This is a genomic window from Streptomyces sp. S186, from assembly GCF_051603415.1.
Lineage (GTDB): Bacteria > Actinomycetota > Actinomycetes > Streptomycetales > Streptomycetaceae > Streptomyces.
On record NZ_CP193932.1, the window covers coordinates 2,091,685 to 2,107,889 of the forward strand.

Below are 16,205 nucleotides of genomic sequence, written 5' to 3' on the forward strand. Positions count from 1 at the left end.
AGGCATGTTCGACATCGCGTGGAGCACCATCAAGAACCGCAAGGGCGGGTTCATCGCGGCGTTCATCGCCGTCTTCTGCGGGTCCGCCGTCGTGGCCGCCTGTGGCGTCCTGCTCATGTCCGGCCTGCTGTCCGGGGTCTCGCCCGAACGCTACGCGGGCGCCGCGGTGATGATCGGCGGCAAGCAGAGCAAGGACGTCACCCAGAACTTCGACCAGCACTACGCGGAGCGGGTCACCCTCCCGGCGTCGCTGGCCGCCGAGGCCGCCAAGGTGCCCGGCGTGCGGGCGGCCGTCGGCGACCGCACGGTCGCGATGAGCATCGCCGGCCCGCGGGGCCACACCCTGGACCTCGGCCACCCGCTGTACGGGCACGGCTGGGAGTCGGCCGCGCTCGGCCCGTTCTCCCTCACCGAGGGCAGCGGGCCGCGCGGCGACCAGGACGCGGTGCTGGACGCCGCGCTGGCGCGGAAGGCCGGGGTGAAGGTCGGCGACACGGTCCGGCTGGCCGTCGGCACCACCGGGGCCTCGTACCGGGTCACCGGCCTGACGGCGGCGAAGTCCGGTCTCGACCGCCAGTCGGCGGTGTTCCTCACGGACGCCCGGGCGGCGCAGCTGTCGCAGCGCCCGGACCGGGTGACCGCGATCGGCGTGCTCGCCGAGCCGGGCACCGACGCCGGGAAGCTGGCCGACCGTCTCCAGAAGGCCCTGGCCGGCTCGCCGGAACCGGTCTCCGTGTACACCGGTACGGACATCGGCGACCTGGAGTTCCTGGACATGGGCCAGTCGCGCGGCTTCCTGGTCGCGCTCTCCGCGTCGTTCGGCGGCACCGCGCTGGTCGTGGTGGTCTTCGTGGTGTCCTCCACTCTGGGTCTGGCCGTCCATCAGCGCCGCCGCGAGCTCGCCATGCTGCGCGCGATCGCCGCCTCGCCCCGCCAGATCCACTCGCTGATCGGCAGCGAGATCCTGCTGGTCGCGACGGTCGCCGCGGTACTCGGCGCGGGCCCGGGCTTCCTGATCGCGGGCACCCTGCGCGACGCGTTCGCCGCGGTGGGCGTGCTGCCGGGCGACTTCGCGCTCTCGTACAACCCGGCTCCGGCGGTCGCGGCCGTGGTGCTGAGCGTGGTGGGTGCCCGGCTGGCCGGTTTCATCGCCGCCTTCCGCACCGCGCGGATCCAGCCCGTGGTGGCGCTGCGCGAGTCGCAGACCGAGCCGCCGAAGCTGGGCCGGGTCCGGCTCAACGCCGGGCGGATCCTCATCGTGCTGGGCCTGGCGGCGGCCGTCGGGCTGCCGATGGCGATACCCGGCCAGCTCGCGATGGCGGGCGCCGCGGGCTCGCTGCTGATCCTGATGTTCGGCTGCGCCCTGATCGGGCCTCAGCTGGTGAAGCTCGTCACGGGCCTGCTGGCGCCGCTGCTGCGCCGCTTCCGGGTCAGCGGCTACCTGGCCGCCGCCAACACCAGCGCCAACTCGCGCCGCCTCAGCGCCGCCGTGGTCCCGCTGGCGCTCGGCGCGGCCATGGCCCTGATGCAGCTCTCCACCCTCTCCACGGTCGAGGCGGCCGCCAAGCACCAGGCCGCCACCGGCGTCGTCGCGGACTACGTGCTGACCAGCGACGCCACCGGGCTCTCACCCGAACTGGCCGGTACCGTACGGGCGTTGCCGGGTGTCGGCACGGCCGGCCCGGTCGCCCGCTCCCAGGTGATGCTCACCTACCGCGAGATCGACAAGATGGCCACCCGTCCCTTCAGCGCGCAGGGCGTCGACCCGCGCGGCATCGGCCGGACCCTCGACCTGGACGTGCGCAAGGGCAGCCTGGACGGGCTGACCGGCGACACCGTGGCGCTCAGCTGGATGGCCGCGGACACCGCGGGCCTCGGCGTGGGCGACCTCGCCGACGTCAATCTCGGCGACGGCGTCGAGAAGAAGCTGAAGGTGGTCGCCGTCTACGGCAACGGCCTGGGCTTCGGCGACGTCACGCTCCCCCACGACCTGCTGACCGCGCACACCACCGACCGGCTCGACGCGGCCCTGCTGGTGACGGCGGCGGGCGCAGGCGACCGCGAGCGGGTGGGCACCGCCCTGACCGGCCTGGCGCAGCACACCCCGACCCTGCGGGTGCAGCGGCCCGACGAGTTCGCGGCGGTCCAGCAGGGCCAGTTCGCCCAGCAGTCCTGGACCAACCTGATAGCCAACTCCCTGTTGCTGCTCTACGTGCTGATCGCGGTGGTGAACACCCTGGTGATGGCGACCACGGCCCGCAGCCGCGAGTTCGCCATGCTCCGCCTGATCGGCACCAGCCGGCGCCAGACCCGCCGGATGATGTGCGTGGAGTCCTGGGTCGTGGTGATCACGGCGATCGTGGCGGGCGTCTTCATCGCCGTCCCGCCGACGGTCGGCAGCAGCCTGGCCATGACGGGCCGTCCCCTGCCGCACGTGGACCCGGCGGTCTGGGCGGGCGTCGCCGCGTTCGTCGCCCTGCTCGGCTGGGCCTCCATCGCCCTGTCCACGCGCTCGGCCCTGCGCGGCCGGCCGATCGACGCGGTGTACACGGGTGACTAGGGCCGCGATGACCGGCCGGAGCAGGTGATCGACTCGACTCGGCCGCGTACCGTACGACAACAGGGCGGGTGCTCCGGATCTCTCCGGGGCACCCGCCCTGTCCGTGGGGGGGCGACGGCTGCGGCGACAGGCCGTCAAGGCACCTGATGCGAGGCTCAGGCAGAGGGTCAGGCAGCGGTCTGCTCCGCCTGCTCCATCGCCCGTATGAGGCTGGCGGGCCGCATGTCGGTCCAGTTCTTCTCCACGTGGTCGAGGCACGCCTGGCGGCTGTCCTCCCCGAACACGATGGTCCAGCCGGCCGGGACCTCGGCGAAGACGGGCCACAGCGAGTGCTGGTTCTCGTCGTTCACCAGGACGTAGAAGGTGCCGTTGTCGTCGTCGAACGGATTGTCCATGAGTCTGTGTCTCCCCTTCGGTCGTGCCGATGGTGGCCCGTGTGATCGGCACGGCGCAACGATTTAAGGCAGGGCCGAAGCTCATGGTCCGGCCACGCGCGGCCCACTACGTTCCGAGCCGGAACCACCCGGTTCTGCGGCGCAGAGGAGGGCGTGACCGTGCCGGTCAGCACAATCAACGGAATCAGCCTCGGCTACGAGGTCACCGGCCACGGCGAGCCCGTGGTGATGGTCATGGGCACCGGGGCCGGCGGCCGTGCCTGGCACCTGCACCAGGTGCCGGCGCTGGTGGCCGCGGGCTATCAGGTGGTCACCTTCAACAACCGCGGCATCCCGCCCACCGACGCCTGCGCGGACGGGATCACCGTCGAGGACCTGGTGGCCGACACGGCCGCCCTGGTCGAGCATCTGGGCCTGGGGCCCAGCCGGTTCGTGGGCACCTCGCTCGGCGCCCACGTCGTCCAGGAGCTGTGCCTGTCCCGTCCGGACCTGGTCACCGACGCCGCGCTGCTGGCGACCCGGGGCCGCAAGGACGCGATGCGCCGCTACCGCGACCGCGCCGTACGGGAGTTGCACGACAGCGGGGCCGTCCTGCCGCCGAGCTACGCCGCGACCGTACGCGCCATGGAGTACCTCTCCCCCGCGACGCTCGACAAGGACGGCGAGATCCAGGACTGGCTCGACCTCTTCGAGGTGGCTCCGGCCGGTGCGGCGCCCGGCTACCGGGCCCAGCTGGGCATCGAGATGGCCCCGGACCGGCTGCGTGCCTACCGGCAGATCACGGCACGCTGTCTGGTCATCGGGTTCGCCGACGACCTGGTTCTCCCCCCGCGTCTGAGCCGGGAGGTCGCGGACGCCATCCCGGGTGCGCGGTACGTCGAGATCGAGAACGCGGGCCATTACGGCTACATGGAACGCCCGGACCGTGTGAACGCCGAACTCCTGCGCTTTTTCGGGCGCCTTGAGGAAACAGAGGTTTCCGGGCGAGCGGAGGAAGTGCGCGCATGATTGTCGCAACGTCCGTGCGGGCGAGGGAACTTGGCCTGCTCCACCCGCGGGTCTGGCGCCTGGCGTCTGAGCGTCCGCTGCTGTCGGCGGCGGGCCTTTCGGCCGACGAGGCGGCCTCTCTCCACCAGCCGCACCGGCCGGTCCCCGCGGGATACCGCGAACTGCTCTCCGCACTGGGCCACCCGTCCGTCGTACCCGCCGGTGAACGCCTGCGCGAGCTCGTGGCCACCCGCGGCTGGCAGTCGCACGGCGCCGTCGTCGACGCCGTCACCGTGGCGACACTGCGCCACGGTGCGGGCATCGGGCTGCACCGGGCACCGTCGGCCGGTGACGGGCAGGACCTGCTCGTCACCCGCGCGGAGGGCGGCGAGCGGATCGTCCCGGCCTTCTCCACCAAGTCCCGTCCGATCCCGCCGGGCGACCTCGTCTACGGCCTCACCCGGGACGGCCGGACCGTGGAGCCGCTCGCCTGGCTGGGCAAGCGCGACTGCGACGCGGCCGCCCACCAGCTCACCGCGGACACCCACGAGGCCCTCCTCGTGGTCCTCGGTGCGCCCGGCGAGGACGCGGCGCACGCCGAGGAGATCGGCGCCACCGTCGCCGAGGTCCTCGCCGCGGCCCGGATCGAACTGACCATGACACCTGTGCCACTCGGAGTCCCCGAACCGGATTCGAAGGCTCCGCCAGGTTCATGACTTGTTGACACCCTTCGCCGCCTTTGCGGGACCTGCCTGTAAGGTGCTGGTGCCGCGCGGGACTGATTCAGAATCAATCGAAACCGAAAAGTTGGGGGAACATCCATGTCCAATTCCATCTCCGCGTACAGCCGGTTCGGTGAGCAGACCGCGGCGGACACCATGCGCTCGGCCCTGCGCGAGCTGGTCATCGAGGACCTCGACGCGCCCTCGTCCGCGGGCGCCGCCCTGCTGTCCGTCTGCGTCGTTTCCGCACCGGCCGGCACGTCCCTCGTGACCCCCGTACACGCCGAGTAGCAGACGGGGACAGGGGATCGACGCATGTCCGTGCCGGACGTGGACCATGCCGCGCCGTCGGGGGAGGAGGACGGCGCGCGGCTCGGTTTCAAGAGCCATCTGCGGGCGACCCTGGTCCCCGGAGAAGCCGCGTATCTCGTCTCGCACCGCGGCGTCACGGCCCTGCACGGCCCGCCCGCCGAGGTCCTCGTCCCCCTGCTGGACGGCAGCCGCGCCCCCGCGGCCGTCGTGCGCGAGGCCGCTCCGTCGCTGACACCGGAGGAGGCCCACGCCTCGCTGCGCGCTCTGGACGCCGCCGGGCTGCTCCGGCTGCGGCCCGCCGCCCCGGACGCCGCGCCCGGCGGCACGCACGGTGACCCGGCGGCGGAGGCTTACTGGGACCTGGCCGGCCTCGACGGCGGCCAGGTCCCGCACGAGCTGTCGCACCGCACCCTGCGGGTGGTCGCGCCCGCGGGCATGGACACCGCCGAGGCCGAAGCCGCCTGCGCCGCCTCCGGCCTCGTCCTCGCCGCCTCCGCAGAGGACGCGACCCTCACCCTCGTCCTGTGTGAGGACTACCTCTCGCCATGGCTGCGGGAGATCGACGCCGAACACCGCGCGGCCGGACGCCCCTGGCTGCTGGCCGGCCTCGGCTCCACCGCCTCCTGGGTCGGACCGGTGCTCCGGCCGCACGACGGCCCCTGCTGGCACTGCCTGGCGACCCGGCTGCGCGGCCACCGCCGCTCCGAGGAACCGCTGCGGCGAGCCCTCGCTCTGGCCGGGCCACCGCCGCGCCCGGCGGCCACCCTGCCGGCAGGGCGCTCACTGACGGTCCAGCTGGCCGTCCTGGAAGCCGCCAAGTGGCTGGCAGGCGTGCGCAACGACACCCAGAGCGCCGTCCACATCTTCGACACCCTGCGGTTCGGCGCCACCTCCCACCCGGTCGCCCGGCTGCCCCAGTGCCCGGCCTGCGGCGACCCCGGCCTGGTGGCGCGGCGGGCCGGCCGCCCGTTCGTGGCGCGGTCGCGCCCCAAGACCGCGCTCGGCCTCAACGGCCACCGGGCCCTGTCCCCCGCCGAGATGCTGCGCCGGTACGCGCCGCTGGTCGACCCGGTCACCGGGATCGTCCGCGAGATCCGGCGGGCCCCGGGCAGCCCCGCCTTCGTCGACGCCTTCGTGGCCGGCGAGAACCTGGCCATGCGCAGCCCCACCCTCGCGGGGCTGCGCGCCGGCCTGCGCTCCCTCAGCGGCGGCAAGGGCCTGAGCGAGGAGGAGGCCCGGACCAGCGCCCTGGGTGAGGCGGTCGAACGGTACAGCGCCACCCGGCAGGGCGACGAGCCCGTCGTCCGCGACACCTACCGCGCGCTGGGACCCGCGGCCGCGCTGCACCCCAACGCCTACCAGCTCTACTCCGACGAGCAGTTCGCCCGGCGCGACGCCGTCAACGCGCGCGGCGACCGGCTGCAGTACGTACCGCCGCGCTTCGACGAGGACCTGCCCACCGACTGGACCCCGGTCTGGTCACTCACCCACGGCGTCCGACGCCTGGTGCCCACCTCCCTGCTGTACTTCAGCGAAGAGCCCTCGCCCGACGGGCTGTTCGCCGACTCCAACGGCAACGCCGCCGGCTCCAGCCCCGAGGACGCCCTGGTCCAGGGGTTCCTGGAGCTCATCGAGCGGGACGCGGTGGCCTTGTGGTGGTACAACCGGACCCGGCGTCCCGGGATCGACCTCGACGCGTTCGACGAGCCGTACATCGGCCGGCTCCGCGCGGGCTACCGCTCCGTGGACCGCGAAATCTGGGCCCTGGACCTCACCTCCGACTTCGGCATCCCGGTGGTGGCGGCCCTGTCCCGGCGCACCGACAAGCCGGCCGAGGACATCGTCTTCGGCTTCGGCGCGCACTTCGACCCGCGCCTCGCGCTGCGCCGCGCGCTGACCGAGATGGGCCAGCTGCTGCCGCTCGTGGCCGCGGCCACACCGGAGGGCACCGGCTACCGCGTCACCGACCCCGAGCCGCTGGACTGGTGGCTGCGCGCCACGGTCTCCGGCCGCCCGTATCTGCGCCCCGACGGCTCACGGCCGCACGGCCCCGCCGACTGGACGTACGTGGCGACCGCCGACCTGCGGGAGGACGTCGAGCTGATCACCGACACCGTCCGCGCCCGCGGGATGGAGCTGCTCGTCCTCGACCAGACACGGCCCGACCTGGAACTTCCCGTGGTCAAGGTGATGGTGCCCGGGCTGCGGCACTTCTGGCCCCGGTTCGCGCCCGGCCGGCTCTTCGACGCCCCGGTGGCCCTGGGGCACCTCGCGCGGCCGACTCCGTACGAACATCTGAATCCAGTCCCGCTGTTCGTTTAGCTGTTCGACCAACCCTATGATCAAGCCAAACGCTAAGGTTCGGCCACAAAGCAGACAAGGCAGCCCACGCACACGACCATGCCACGGCACGACAAGACCGACACCGCACCTCCGGCGACCGTGCCGGGCGGGGCCGCACACCACACGCCCGACGTCCCGGACCTGCCGGCACCCCGGCTGGCCCGCGTGATCCTCACGGCCGCACTGATCAGCTACCTGAGCGTCACGGTCCTCAACCTGGTGGGCACCGACCTGCCCACACCGTCGCTCCTCACCTCGCTCGTCTGCCTGGTCCTCATCTTCGCCCTCCAGCTGCGGCACTCCGGCGCCGCCGTGCGCCGGGCCCCCGGCCGGCACAGGACCCTGACCCTGGGCGCCCAGGCGCTGCTGACCTACCTGCCGATCGCGGTCTTCCACTCGCAATGGGGCGCCATGGCCGGCTTCCTCGCCGGCTCACTGCTCCTGCTGCTGCCCGGCCGCTGGGCCTGGCCCGCGTACGGGTGCGTCGGGCTGACCATGCTGATCCCGCCGACCCTGGACGGCCTCTCCCTCGTGGAGACCGTCTACCTGGCACAGTCCACCCTGCTGACCGGCCTGGTGGTGTACGGACTGACGCGGATGGCCGAGCTCGTCCAGGCCCTGCACGACACCCGCAGCCAGCTCGCGGGCCTGGCGGTGGCCAGGGAACGGCTGCGCTTCGCCCGGGACCTCCATGACCTCCTCGGCTACAGCCTCTCGGCGATCACGCTCAAGAGCGAGCTGATCCACCGCCTGATTCCCGTCCAGCCCCGCAGGGCCATGGAGGAGGTCAGCGAGGTGCTCAGCATCTCCCGGCAGTCGCTGGCCGACGTGCGCGCGGTCTCCAGCGGCCTGCGCAGCATGTCCCTGGAGCAGGAGATGCGGTCGGCCCAGTCGGTGCTGGAGGCGGCCGATGTCGAGGTGCGGTTGGAGATCCGGCTGGGCACCCTCGGCCAGGACGTCGACTCCGTGCTGGCCGCCGTGCTCCGCGAGGCCGTGACCAACGTGCTGCGGCACTCGCGCGCCGGCACCTGCGTGCTGACGGCCGTCCAGGAGGAAGGCCGGGTGCGGCTTTCGGTCTCCAACGACGGCGTGGACCCGTCGTACCGCGACGCGTCGCCCCACAGTGGCCGCGGGCTGGGCAATCTGCGGGAGCGCCTGCGGTCCACCCAGGGCACGCTCACCGTCACCCGCGGCCCGGGCGGCACCTTCGAACTGGTCGCACAGACCCCGGCACGGCCGCCGCGCAGACTCGCAGACCCTGACGACGCCGGCCTCGGCGCCCAGGACCCCGCCGCCTGACCTGGGAGGACCCTTCATCATGACGATCCGCATCCTGCTGGCAGAAGACATGAACATGGTGCGCGGCGCCCTGGTCGCCCTGCTCAACCTGGAGGACGACCTGGAAGTCGTCTGCGAGGTCGAGCGCGGCGACGAGATCCTCGACGCCGCCGCCCGGCACACGCCGGACGTCGCCATCATCGACATCGACCTGCCCGGAATCGACGGACTCACCGCGGCCGAGCGGCTGCACAGGCAGCTCCCGGGGTGCCGCACCCTGATCCTCACCAGCCTCGGCCGTCCCGGCGCGCTGCGCAGGGCGCTGGCCGCGCAGGTGTCCGGCTTCCTGCTCAAGGACGCCCCTCCCCAGGAACTGGCCGCGGCCGTACGCAGCGTGGCGGCCGGGAACCGGGTGATCGACTCGCAGCTGGCCCTCTCCGCGTGGAACAGCACGGAGAGCCCGCTGACCGCACGCGAGTCGGAGGTCCTGCGACTGGCGGCCGACGGCCTGGAACCCGTCGACATAGCCAGACACCTCCAACTCTCGCTCGGCACCGTCCGGAACTACCTCACCACCGTGGTGACCAAGCTCAACGCCCGGAACCGGGTGGACGCCATCAAGATCGCACGCGATTCCGAATGGCTGCTGTGACGTTCCCGTACGAGCACCACGGACGAGTATGGCGGCCGGGCCGGGGGCGGCGGTACCGCGAGACTCATGACTTCGGCATGAATCTTTCACGTGTACAACGCGGGGCACAGGCCCTCCGCCTCCACCTGCGACACGGATGCGTCACGCCCCGTCCCTCTTGTTGAGATAGGCGAGGACGGCGAGCACGCGGCGGTGGCCGCTGTCGCTCGCCGGCAGCCCGAGTTTGAGGAAGACATTGCCGATGTGCTTGCTCACCGCGCGCTCGGTGACCACCAGTTGGGCGGCGATCGTGGCGTTGTCCCGGCCCTCCGCCATCAGCTGGAGCACCTCGCGCTCGCGCGGCGTCAGCGAGTCGATCGGGTCGTCCTTGCGGGTGGCCAGCAGCTCGGCCACCACCTCCGGGTCCAGCGCGGTGCCGCCGGAGGCGACCCGGTCCAGGGCGTCGAGGAACTCGTCGACCCGCCCGACGCGGTCCTTGAGCAGGTAGCCCACGCCGCTCGCGCCGCCGCCCAGCAGCTCGGCCGCGTAGGTCTCCTCGACGTACTGCGACAGCACGAGCACGGGCATCCCGGGGATCTGCGCCCGCGCCGCGAGCGCCGCGCGCAGCCCTTCGTCCCGGAAGCCGGGCGGCATCCGCACGTCCAGTACCGCGACGTCCGGTCGGTGTTCCAGGAGGGCGGGCAGCACCTCGGGGCCGCCGGCCGCCACCGCCACCACCTCGTGCCCCGCGGAGGTGAGGAGCAGGACGAGCCCCTCCCGCAGCAGGGCGTTGTCCTCGGCGATCACCACACGCACGGCAGCTCCACTTCGATCGTGGTCGGCCCCCCGATGGGGCTCGACACCCGGACGGTGCCGTCGAGCGCCGCGATCCGCCGCCGCATGCCGAGCAGCCCGCTGCCACCCGTCTCGTCGGCGCCCCCGCAACCCTCGTCACGCACCGTGATCCTCAACGCCCGAGGTGTCCGGGCGAGTTCCACCCAGGCGCGGCGGGACCCGCTGTGCTTGGCCGCGTTGGTGAGCGCTTCGGCGACGGCGAAGTACGCCGCCGCCTCCACCGCGGCAGGCGCGCGCACCTCGTCCTGCATGTCCTTCTCTGCCACCGCGACCTCCAGGCCGCTGCCGGCGGCGAGCGCCCGGACCGCGCCGACCAGCCCGCGGTCGGTCAGGATCGGCGGGTGCATGCCGCGCACCACGTGCCGGAGCTCGGTCAGCGCCTCCTCGACCTGGTCCTGCGCGTCGCTGAGGAGCTTGCGGGCGGCGTCGGGGTTGCTGTCGTACGCCCTCCTGGCCAGCCCCACCCGCATCGACAGCGCCACCAGGCGGGCCTGCGTACCGTCGTGCAGGTCGCGCTCGATGCGCCGCAGCTCGGCGCCGTGCGCCGCCACCGCGCCCGCCCGGGTCGCGGTCAACTCCTCTACGCGCTCGGCGAGTTCGGCGTTGCGCCGGGCGTCCGCCGAGGGCTCCAGCAGGGACCGGGACCAGGCCGCGTCCAGGTCGGCGAGCCGGGTGACGAGCGGCAGCACCAGGGCGCGGTGGCCCAGCAGCCCGCACCACACGCCGTCGACGAGGAGGGCGAAGATCCAGACGAGGAGCGCGGCGTACGCCAGCAGCCAGCCGTAGAGGAAGTGAGCCGCCAGCCATCGCAGGTCGCGGTAGGTGCCCTGGTCCTTGACCGCCGTGCGCACGCGCTCGGAAAGCGTGCCGGCGAGCGGCACGTACGCCTCGGGGACCTCCTCCCCCGTCCAGTGGGCCACCTCACGCCGCTTGACCCCGGCGAGCTTGCGCAGCAGCAGCACGGTCTCCGGCAGCACACCCGCGCCGATCACCAGCACCGTGACGACCGCGGTGAACACCAGGACGGGCAGGAACAGAAGCGACGCCAGAGCCAGCCCGGCCGATCTCAGCAGCTGCCTCGTCGCCCGCCACGCGAGCCACAGCCTCTCTCTCATGGCTATGAGACTAGGCGACCACCGAGCACGGCAAAGGAGTGCGCACCACCCGCCCCGTGGTGTAGCGGGCTACACCACGAGTCCGGTAGAGCGCTCCCTCGATCTCCGGCCCGGGAAGCGGCATTGTGGTGTCCACCGGGGAAAACGCCCCGGTGGAAACGCCCCCGGGGCAACGCCCCGGAGAGAACGCCCGGGGAACCGTCCCCACCGCTCAACGAAGGGAAACGGCCATGAAGGCCCTGAAGGCCCTGCTCTGGATCCTCCTCGTGGCAGCCGTCGCCGCCAACGTCTCCACCAGCTTCGCCTTCGAGGGCGCCAAGCAGGTCGCCATCAGCGTCAGCACGGGCTCGGTGGCCATCGCGTCGGCGGTGTGCCTCTTCCTCACGCGCAACAAGCGGCGGACGAAGACTTCCTGATCCACGGGGTCCGGCCCCGTCCTGCGTCGCAAGGCCCGCCGCGGGGTGCGGCCGGAGTGGGGTGCGGTGGGGGCCACGGGGCGGGGTCAGAGGCTCAGGGTGATCGCGGCTCCGATGCCACCGAGGCCCAGGGCGACGGCGGCGGAGAGCCAGCCGCCCCGGCCCCACGGGAAGAAGCGGTCGACGGCGAGGCGGCCGGGGCCGAGGGCGGCGACGGCGAGCGCCACGACGGTGATGCCGACGCTGTACTCCACGCCGCCCTGGGCCTCCCACAGCCCGTTGGCACCGGTGACGGTGGCCATGGCATTGATCATCACGCCGATGAGGGCCGCCGCAGCGAGCGGGGTCAGGAACCCCAGCGCCAGGCCCAGGCCGCCGAGACCCTCGGAGAGGCCGCCGATCACGGCGAAGACCCTGCCCGGGCGGTAGCCGAGGGCCTCGAAGCCCTGGCCGGTGGCCGTCAGGCCCTGGCCGCCGAAGACCCCGAAGAGCTTCTGGGCGCCGTGCGCGGCCATGAGCAGGCCGAAGGTGAGTCGGAGAAGCAGAAGTCCCCAGTCGCCCGCGGCGGACCAGGGTCCGGCGGGGTACCGCGCCATGCGCTCCGCGGGCGGGGACGGCCCGTTGACGGTCTTCATCTCGTGCTCCGGAGGGGAACGGAGGACGGTTACGAGGTGGCGAGGACGGGTGGCGGCGGGGCGCCGACCGGACTCACCGTCGGCTGTGTTCGGCTGTTCTCGACTATTTCTCCCATCATTGTTGGATTTATTCCTCCGCGAGGTCAAGCGAACTGGGAGAAATACGTGGAAGTACGTATTTGACGCAGAAAGATGGGTGTTAGGGGCACTAGAGTGGCGCTGTGGGACTGGATGCCGCCTCGCTGACCTCGCTGGCCGTCCTCGGTGACGACCTCCGCCGTCGCATGTTCCAGTTCGCGCGGCGGGCCCGGCGGCCGGTCACCCGCGAAGAGGTGGCCGACAGCCTGGGGATCTCCCGCAAGCTGGCCGCTTTCCACCTCGACAAGCTGGTGGCGGCGGGGCTGCTGCACACCCGCTACGAGGCCGCCGCCGGCGTCCGCAAGGTCGGCCGCCGGCCCAAGGTGTACGAGCTGGTGGCCGAGGCCATCGCGGTGAGCATCCCCGAGCGCCGCCACGAGCTCCTGGCCGGTTTCCTCACCGAGGCGGTCACGACCGCCGCGGACGGTGAGTCGGCCCGCGCGGCCGCGCTCCGGGTCGCCCGCGAGCACGGCGAGGCGCTGGGCGCCGCCGACCGCGCGCGAGTGCGGCCCGGGCGGCTGGGCGCCGAGCGCGGACTGAGTCTGGCCGCGGAGACGCTGGACGCGTTCGGGTTCGAGCCGGAGCGCACCGCCCCCACCGTGCTGCGGCTGCGGAACTGCCCGTTCCATCCGCTGGCCGCCACGGCCCCGGAGCTCGTCTGCGGCGTCAACCAGGCGTTCCTGGCCGGCTATCTGCGCGGCCTGGGCAGCGACCGGACCCGCGCCGTGCAGGCACCGCGGCCCGGCTCGTGCTGCGTCGAACTGCGCGGCGACGAGGCGGCGGCCCGGCCCCCGGAGGACGGCACCGCCCGCGAGCGGTGACGCCGCGGCCCGCCGCGCGGGCGCCCCGCGCGGCGCCGGTCAGCCGCCGGACCCGGCCGGCCGGCGCCCCGCCTCGCGGTACAACTCCTTGGCGATCAGGGACCGTTGGACCTCCGTGGCGCCCTCGTAGATGCGCGGGGCGCGGACCTCGCGATAGAGGTGCTCCAGGAGGTGGCCGCGGCACAGGGCGCGGGCGCCGTGGATCTGGACGGCGGCGTCGACGACGTCCTGCGCGGTCTCGGTGGCCAGGAGCTTGGCCATCGCCGAGCGGCGGGCGATGTCCGGGGCGCCGCGGTCGTAGGCGGCCGCGGCCGCGTACACCAGGAGCCGGGCGGCCTCGATACGGGTGGCCATCTCGGCGAGCCGGTGGCCGACGGACTGGAGGTCCTTCAGCGGTCCGCCGAACGCGGTGCGGGTGCCGGCGTGCGCCAGCGCGGCGTCCAGCGCGGCCTGCGCCATGCCGACCGCGAACGCGCCGACGCTGGGCCGGAAGAGGTTCAGGGTGCGCATCGCCACGCCGAAGCCGCCGCCCACCTCTCCGAGCACGTCGTCGGCGGTCACCGGTGTGCCGTCGAAGACCAGGGTGCCGATGGGGTGCGGGCTGAGCATGTCCAGCGGTGCGCCGGTCAGCCCCGGGCGGTCGGCGGGGACGAGGAAGGCGGTGATGCCGCGGGCCCCGTCGGCGCCGCCGGTGCGGGCGAAGACGGTGGCGAAGTCGGCCTCGGGTGCGTTGGAGATCCAGCACTTCTCACCGGACAGCCGCCAGCGGCCGGGGCCGTCGGGCGCGGCGGCCAGGGCGAGCGCCGCGGCGTCCGAGCCGGCGCCCGGCTCGCTCAGCGCGAAGGCCGCGACCGCCCGGCCGGCCGTCACCTCCGGCAGCCAGCGGGCCCGTTGGGCCGCCGTCCCGGACTGGACGATCGGGCCGGCCCCCAGCCCCTGGAGCGCCAGGGCGGTCTCCGCCTCCGTGCACTCCTGGGCCAGCGACTCCCGCAGCAGGCACAGGTCGAGCGCCCGCGGGCTGCCGCCGTCGGGGAACAGCCGCTCCAGCAGGCCGAGTTCGCCGAGGGCGGCGACCAGCGGGCGGTTGATCCGGCCCGGTTCCCCCTTCTCCGCCAGGGGGCGCAGGCGTTCGGCCGTGCGGGCGCGCAGCCGGGCGCACCACTCCTGTTGCTCCGGTCCCAGTGCGAATGCGGTCACGAGGCGGCTCCCTGGTAGCGGTACCGGACGCGGCGACGGTCCGGCGACCGGATATCGCGGTCTGTTGACTGCCGTCACGAAGACGTTACGCTGACGGGCATCCGTACGGCAGTCCTCCCGGTCCTCTCCCCCACACCTCCACCCCTCCCCGGCCGCCCGGCGGCCACCCGGCGCAAGGGGGCGCACCCGCATGGAGCTACGGTCCTCGGCCCACACCGACACCTTCACCCGCGACCGGCTGCCCCCGCCCGAGCAGTGGCCGCACCTCACAGACCTGGGCTATCCCGACCGGCTGAACTGCGGCGCGGAACTCCTCGACGCGACCATCGCCCGGCTGGGCGGGAACCGGCCCGCGGTCCGCGACGCCCACGGCCAGGTGTGGTCCTACGAGGAGCTGCGGGCGCGGGCAGACGCCATCGCGCATGTCCTCACCGGTCCGCTGGGCCTCGTCCCGGGCAACCGCGTACTGCTCCGCGGCCCCACCACGCCCTGGCTGGCCGCCTGCTGGCTCGCCGTCATGAAGGCCGGCGCGGTGGCGGTGACGGTCCTGGCGGCGCACCGGCCGGACGAACTCGCCACGATCTGCCGGATCGCCCGGGTCCGGCACGCGCTGTGCGACGCAGCGGCGGTCGGCGATCTGGTCCGGGCCGAGGTCCCGGCGCTGCGGATCACCACGTACGGGGGCGACGGCCCGGACGACCTGGCGCGCCGCGCGCGGCCCGGCGGCGCACCGTACCCGGCGGTGCCGACCGCCTCCGACGATGTCGCGCTGATCGCCTTCACCTCGGGCACCACCGGCCGCCCCAAGGGGTGCCTGCACTTCCACCGCGACGTGCTGGCCGTCGCGGACACCTTCTCGGCGCAGGTGCTGCGGCCGCGCCCGGACGACGTGTTCGCCGGCAGCCCGCCGCTCGGCTTCACCTTCGGGCTGGGCGGGCTGGTGGTGTTCCCGCTGCGGGCCGGGGCCTCGGCGTACCTGGCCGACTGGGGCGGGCCCCGGCGGCTGCTCCGCGACGTCGCGGCCCACCGGATCTCGGTGCTGTTCACCGCGCCGACCGCCTACCGGGCGATGCTGGCCGAACTCGACGGCCACGACCTGTCCTCGCTGCGCCGCTGCGTCTCGGCCGGCGAGAACCTGCCCGCCGCCACCTGGCGTTCCTGGTACGAGGCGACCGGCCTGCGGATCATCAACGGGATCGGCGCCACCGAACTGCTGCACATCTTCCTGTCCGCCGCCGACGACGCCATACGGCCGGGGACGACGGGGCTGCCGGTGCCCGGCTACGAGGCGCGGGTGGTGGACCCGGACGGCCGGCCGGTGCCGGACGGCGCACCGGGGCTGCTCGCGGTCCGCGGCCCGACCGGCTGCCGCTACCTCGCCGACGACCGGCAGACCGCCTACGTCCGCGACGGCTGGAACCTCACCGGCGACACCTACGTCCGGGACCGGGACGGCTACTTCCGCTATGTGGCCCGCGCGGACGACATGATCATCTCGGCCGGGTACAACATCGCCGGCCCCGAGGTGGAGGACGCCCTGCTGCGGCACCCGGACGTCACCGAGGCGGCGGTGGTCGGCCGGCCCGACGCGGACCGCGGCGAGGTCGTCGTCGCCCATGTGGTGCTGCGGGACGGCGTGCCCGCCGGCGAGGAAACCGTCGCCGCGCTGCGCTCCTTCGTCAAGTCCCGGATCGCGCCCTACAAGTGCCCGCGCGAGGTGGTCTTCCACACCGCGCTGCCGCGCACCCCGACCGGCAAGCTCCAGCGCTTCCGGCTGCGCGAGGGGGAAGTAGATTGAAC

Annotated in this window: 15 protein-coding genes; 10 read left to right on the forward strand and 5 right to left on the reverse strand. The window is 73.5% G+C overall.

Features of this window, described 5'->3' with window-relative positions; all coding sequences use genetic code 11:
- The first annotated feature begins 4 nt into the window (after nucleotides 1-4).
- Nucleotides 5-2,560, forward strand: a complete 2,556-nt coding sequence (locus ACRAS8_RS08825) for an FtsX-like permease family protein (RefSeq protein WP_438485392.1) — start codon at nucleotides 5-7, stop codon at nucleotides 2,558-2,560.
- A gap of 167 nt (nucleotides 2,561-2,727) precedes the next feature.
- On the opposite strand, the gene ACRAS8_RS08830 is transcribed toward ACRAS8_RS08825, so the two are convergent.
- A complete protein-coding gene (locus ACRAS8_RS08830; RefSeq protein ID WP_438485393.1) occupies nucleotides 2,728-2,955 on the reverse strand; it encodes an MbtH family protein in 228 nt (75 codons plus the stop codon).
- A 159-nt stretch (nucleotides 2,956-3,114) separates the two neighbouring features.
- Here ACRAS8_RS08830 and ACRAS8_RS08835 point away from each other — a divergent pair, with 159 nt between their 5' ends.
- The 6 genes from ACRAS8_RS08835 to ACRAS8_RS08860 all read left to right on the forward strand — a co-directional run bounded on the left by ACRAS8_RS08835 (nucleotide 3,115) and on the right by ACRAS8_RS08860 (nucleotide 9,249).
- Nucleotides 3,115-3,963 carry an alpha/beta fold hydrolase gene (locus tag ACRAS8_RS08835; RefSeq protein ID WP_438485394.1) on the forward strand — a complete coding sequence of 283 codons (849 nt, stop codon included), beginning with the start codon at nucleotides 3,115-3,117 and terminating at the stop codon, nucleotides 3,961-3,963.
- Complete coding sequence (locus ACRAS8_RS08840) at nucleotides 3,960-4,658, forward strand: hypothetical protein (RefSeq protein WP_438485395.1); 699 nt, start codon at nucleotides 3,960-3,962, stop codon at nucleotides 4,656-4,658. The genes ACRAS8_RS08835 and ACRAS8_RS08840 overlap by 4 nt, the downstream gene beginning before the upstream one ends.
- A 105-nt stretch (nucleotides 4,659-4,763) precedes the next feature.
- Nucleotides 4,764-4,955, forward strand: coding sequence for a hypothetical protein (locus ACRAS8_RS08845; RefSeq protein WP_438485396.1), 192 nt, complete (start codon nucleotides 4,764-4,766; stop codon nucleotides 4,953-4,955).
- A gap of 24 nt (nucleotides 4,956-4,979) precedes the next feature.
- Nucleotides 4,980-7,298, forward strand: coding sequence for a TOMM precursor leader peptide-binding protein (locus ACRAS8_RS08850; protein WP_438485397.1), 2,319 nt, complete (start codon nucleotides 4,980-4,982; stop codon nucleotides 7,296-7,298).
- Nucleotides 7,299-7,376: 78 nt separating this feature from the next.
- The gene (locus ACRAS8_RS08855; RefSeq protein ID WP_438485398.1) at nucleotides 7,377-8,618 is read left to right on the forward strand and encodes a sensor histidine kinase; all 1,242 of its coding nucleotides are present in this window, start codon (nucleotides 7,377-7,379) and stop codon (nucleotides 8,616-8,618) included.
- A gap of 19 nt (nucleotides 8,619-8,637) precedes the next feature.
- Nucleotides 8,638-9,249: a response regulator transcription factor gene (locus ACRAS8_RS08860; RefSeq protein ID WP_438485399.1), complete on the forward strand. Its 612-nt coding sequence runs from the start codon at nucleotides 8,638-8,640 to the stop codon at nucleotides 9,247-9,249.
- Between the two features lie 141 nt (nucleotides 9,250-9,390).
- On the opposite strand, the gene ACRAS8_RS08865 is transcribed toward ACRAS8_RS08860, so the two are convergent.
- Both ACRAS8_RS08865 and ACRAS8_RS08870 read right to left on the reverse strand, forming a co-directional pair.
- A complete protein-coding gene (locus ACRAS8_RS08865) occupies nucleotides 9,391-10,044 on the reverse strand; it encodes a LuxR C-terminal-related transcriptional regulator (protein WP_438485400.1) in 654 nt (217 codons plus the stop codon).
- The gene (locus tag ACRAS8_RS08870; RefSeq protein ID WP_438485401.1) at nucleotides 10,032-11,198 is read right to left on the reverse strand and encodes a sensor histidine kinase; all 1,167 of its coding nucleotides are present in this window, start codon (nucleotides 11,196-11,198) and stop codon (nucleotides 10,032-10,034) included. Before ACRAS8_RS08870 ends, ACRAS8_RS08865 begins: the two co-directional genes overlap by 13 nt.
- A 230-nt stretch (nucleotides 11,199-11,428) precedes the next feature.
- Here ACRAS8_RS08870 and ACRAS8_RS08875 point away from each other — a divergent pair, with 230 nt between their 5' ends.
- Complete coding sequence (locus ACRAS8_RS08875; protein ID WP_438485402.1) at nucleotides 11,429-11,614, forward strand: hypothetical protein; 186 nt, start codon at nucleotides 11,429-11,431, stop codon at nucleotides 11,612-11,614.
- 86 nt (nucleotides 11,615-11,700) lie between these two features.
- On the opposite strand, the gene ACRAS8_RS08880 is transcribed toward ACRAS8_RS08875, so the two are convergent.
- Nucleotides 11,701-12,210 (reverse strand): DoxX family protein, encoded by a 510-nt coding sequence (locus ACRAS8_RS08880; RefSeq protein WP_438490393.1) that lies wholly within the window; start codon nucleotides 12,208-12,210, stop codon nucleotides 11,701-11,703.
- A gap of 260 nt (nucleotides 12,211-12,470) precedes the next feature.
- Between ACRAS8_RS08880 and ACRAS8_RS08885 the strand changes: the two genes are divergently transcribed.
- Nucleotides 12,471-13,208 carry a helix-turn-helix transcriptional regulator gene (locus ACRAS8_RS08885; RefSeq protein ID WP_438485403.1) on the forward strand — a complete coding sequence of 246 codons (738 nt, stop codon included), beginning with the start codon at nucleotides 12,471-12,473 and terminating at the stop codon, nucleotides 13,206-13,208.
- A gap of 39 nt (nucleotides 13,209-13,247) precedes the next feature.
- Here the strand turns inward: ACRAS8_RS08885 and ACRAS8_RS08890 are convergent, their stop codons facing one another.
- Complete coding sequence (locus ACRAS8_RS08890) at nucleotides 13,248-14,405, reverse strand: acyl-CoA dehydrogenase family protein (protein ID WP_438485404.1); 1,158 nt, start codon at nucleotides 14,403-14,405, stop codon at nucleotides 13,248-13,250.
- Nucleotides 14,406-14,595: 190 nt separating this feature from the next.
- On the opposite strand from ACRAS8_RS08890, the gene ACRAS8_RS08895 reads away from it, so the two are divergent.
- Nucleotides 14,596-16,203 carry an AMP-binding protein gene (locus ACRAS8_RS08895; protein ID WP_438485405.1) on the forward strand — a complete coding sequence of 536 codons (1,608 nt, stop codon included), beginning with the start codon at nucleotides 14,596-14,598 and terminating at the stop codon, nucleotides 16,201-16,203.
- Nucleotides 16,204-16,205: the final 2 nt, after the last annotated feature.

Excerpts from the sequence above, each read along its gene's own strand:
- ACRAS8_RS08825 (WP_438485392.1), top strand. The coding sequence starts at position 5 with ATGTTCGACATCGCGTGGAGCACCATCAAGAACCGCAAGGGCGGGTTC.
- ACRAS8_RS08830 (WP_438485393.1), bottom strand. The coding sequence starts at position 2,955 with ATGGACAATCCGTTCGACGACGACAACGGCACCTTCTACGTCCTGGTG.
- ACRAS8_RS08840 (WP_438485395.1), top strand. The coding sequence starts at position 3,960 with ATGATTGTCGCAACGTCCGTGCGGGCGAGGGAACTTGGCCTGCTCCAC.
- ACRAS8_RS08845 (WP_438485396.1), top strand. The coding sequence starts at position 4,764 with ATGTCCAATTCCATCTCCGCGTACAGCCGGTTCGGTGAGCAGACCGCG.
- ACRAS8_RS08850 (WP_438485397.1), top strand. The coding sequence starts at position 4,980 with ATGTCCGTGCCGGACGTGGACCATGCCGCGCCGTCGGGGGAGGAGGAC.
- ACRAS8_RS08855 (WP_438485398.1), top strand. The coding sequence starts at position 7,377 with ATGCCACGGCACGACAAGACCGACACCGCACCTCCGGCGACCGTGCCG.
- ACRAS8_RS08860 (WP_438485399.1), top strand. The coding sequence starts at position 8,638 with ATGACGATCCGCATCCTGCTGGCAGAAGACATGAACATGGTGCGCGGC.
- ACRAS8_RS08870 (WP_438485401.1), bottom strand. The coding sequence starts at position 11,198 with ATGAGAGAGAGGCTGTGGCTCGCGTGGCGGGCGACGAGGCAGCTGCTG.
- ACRAS8_RS08875 (WP_438485402.1), top strand. The coding sequence starts at position 11,429 with ATGAAGGCCCTGAAGGCCCTGCTCTGGATCCTCCTCGTGGCAGCCGTC.
- ACRAS8_RS08880 (WP_438490393.1), bottom strand. The coding sequence starts at position 12,210 with ATGGCGCGGTACCCCGCCGGACCCTGGTCCGCCGCGGGCGACTGGGGA.
- ACRAS8_RS08895 (WP_438485405.1), top strand. The coding sequence starts at position 14,596 with ATGGAGCTACGGTCCTCGGCCCACACCGACACCTTCACCCGCGACCGG.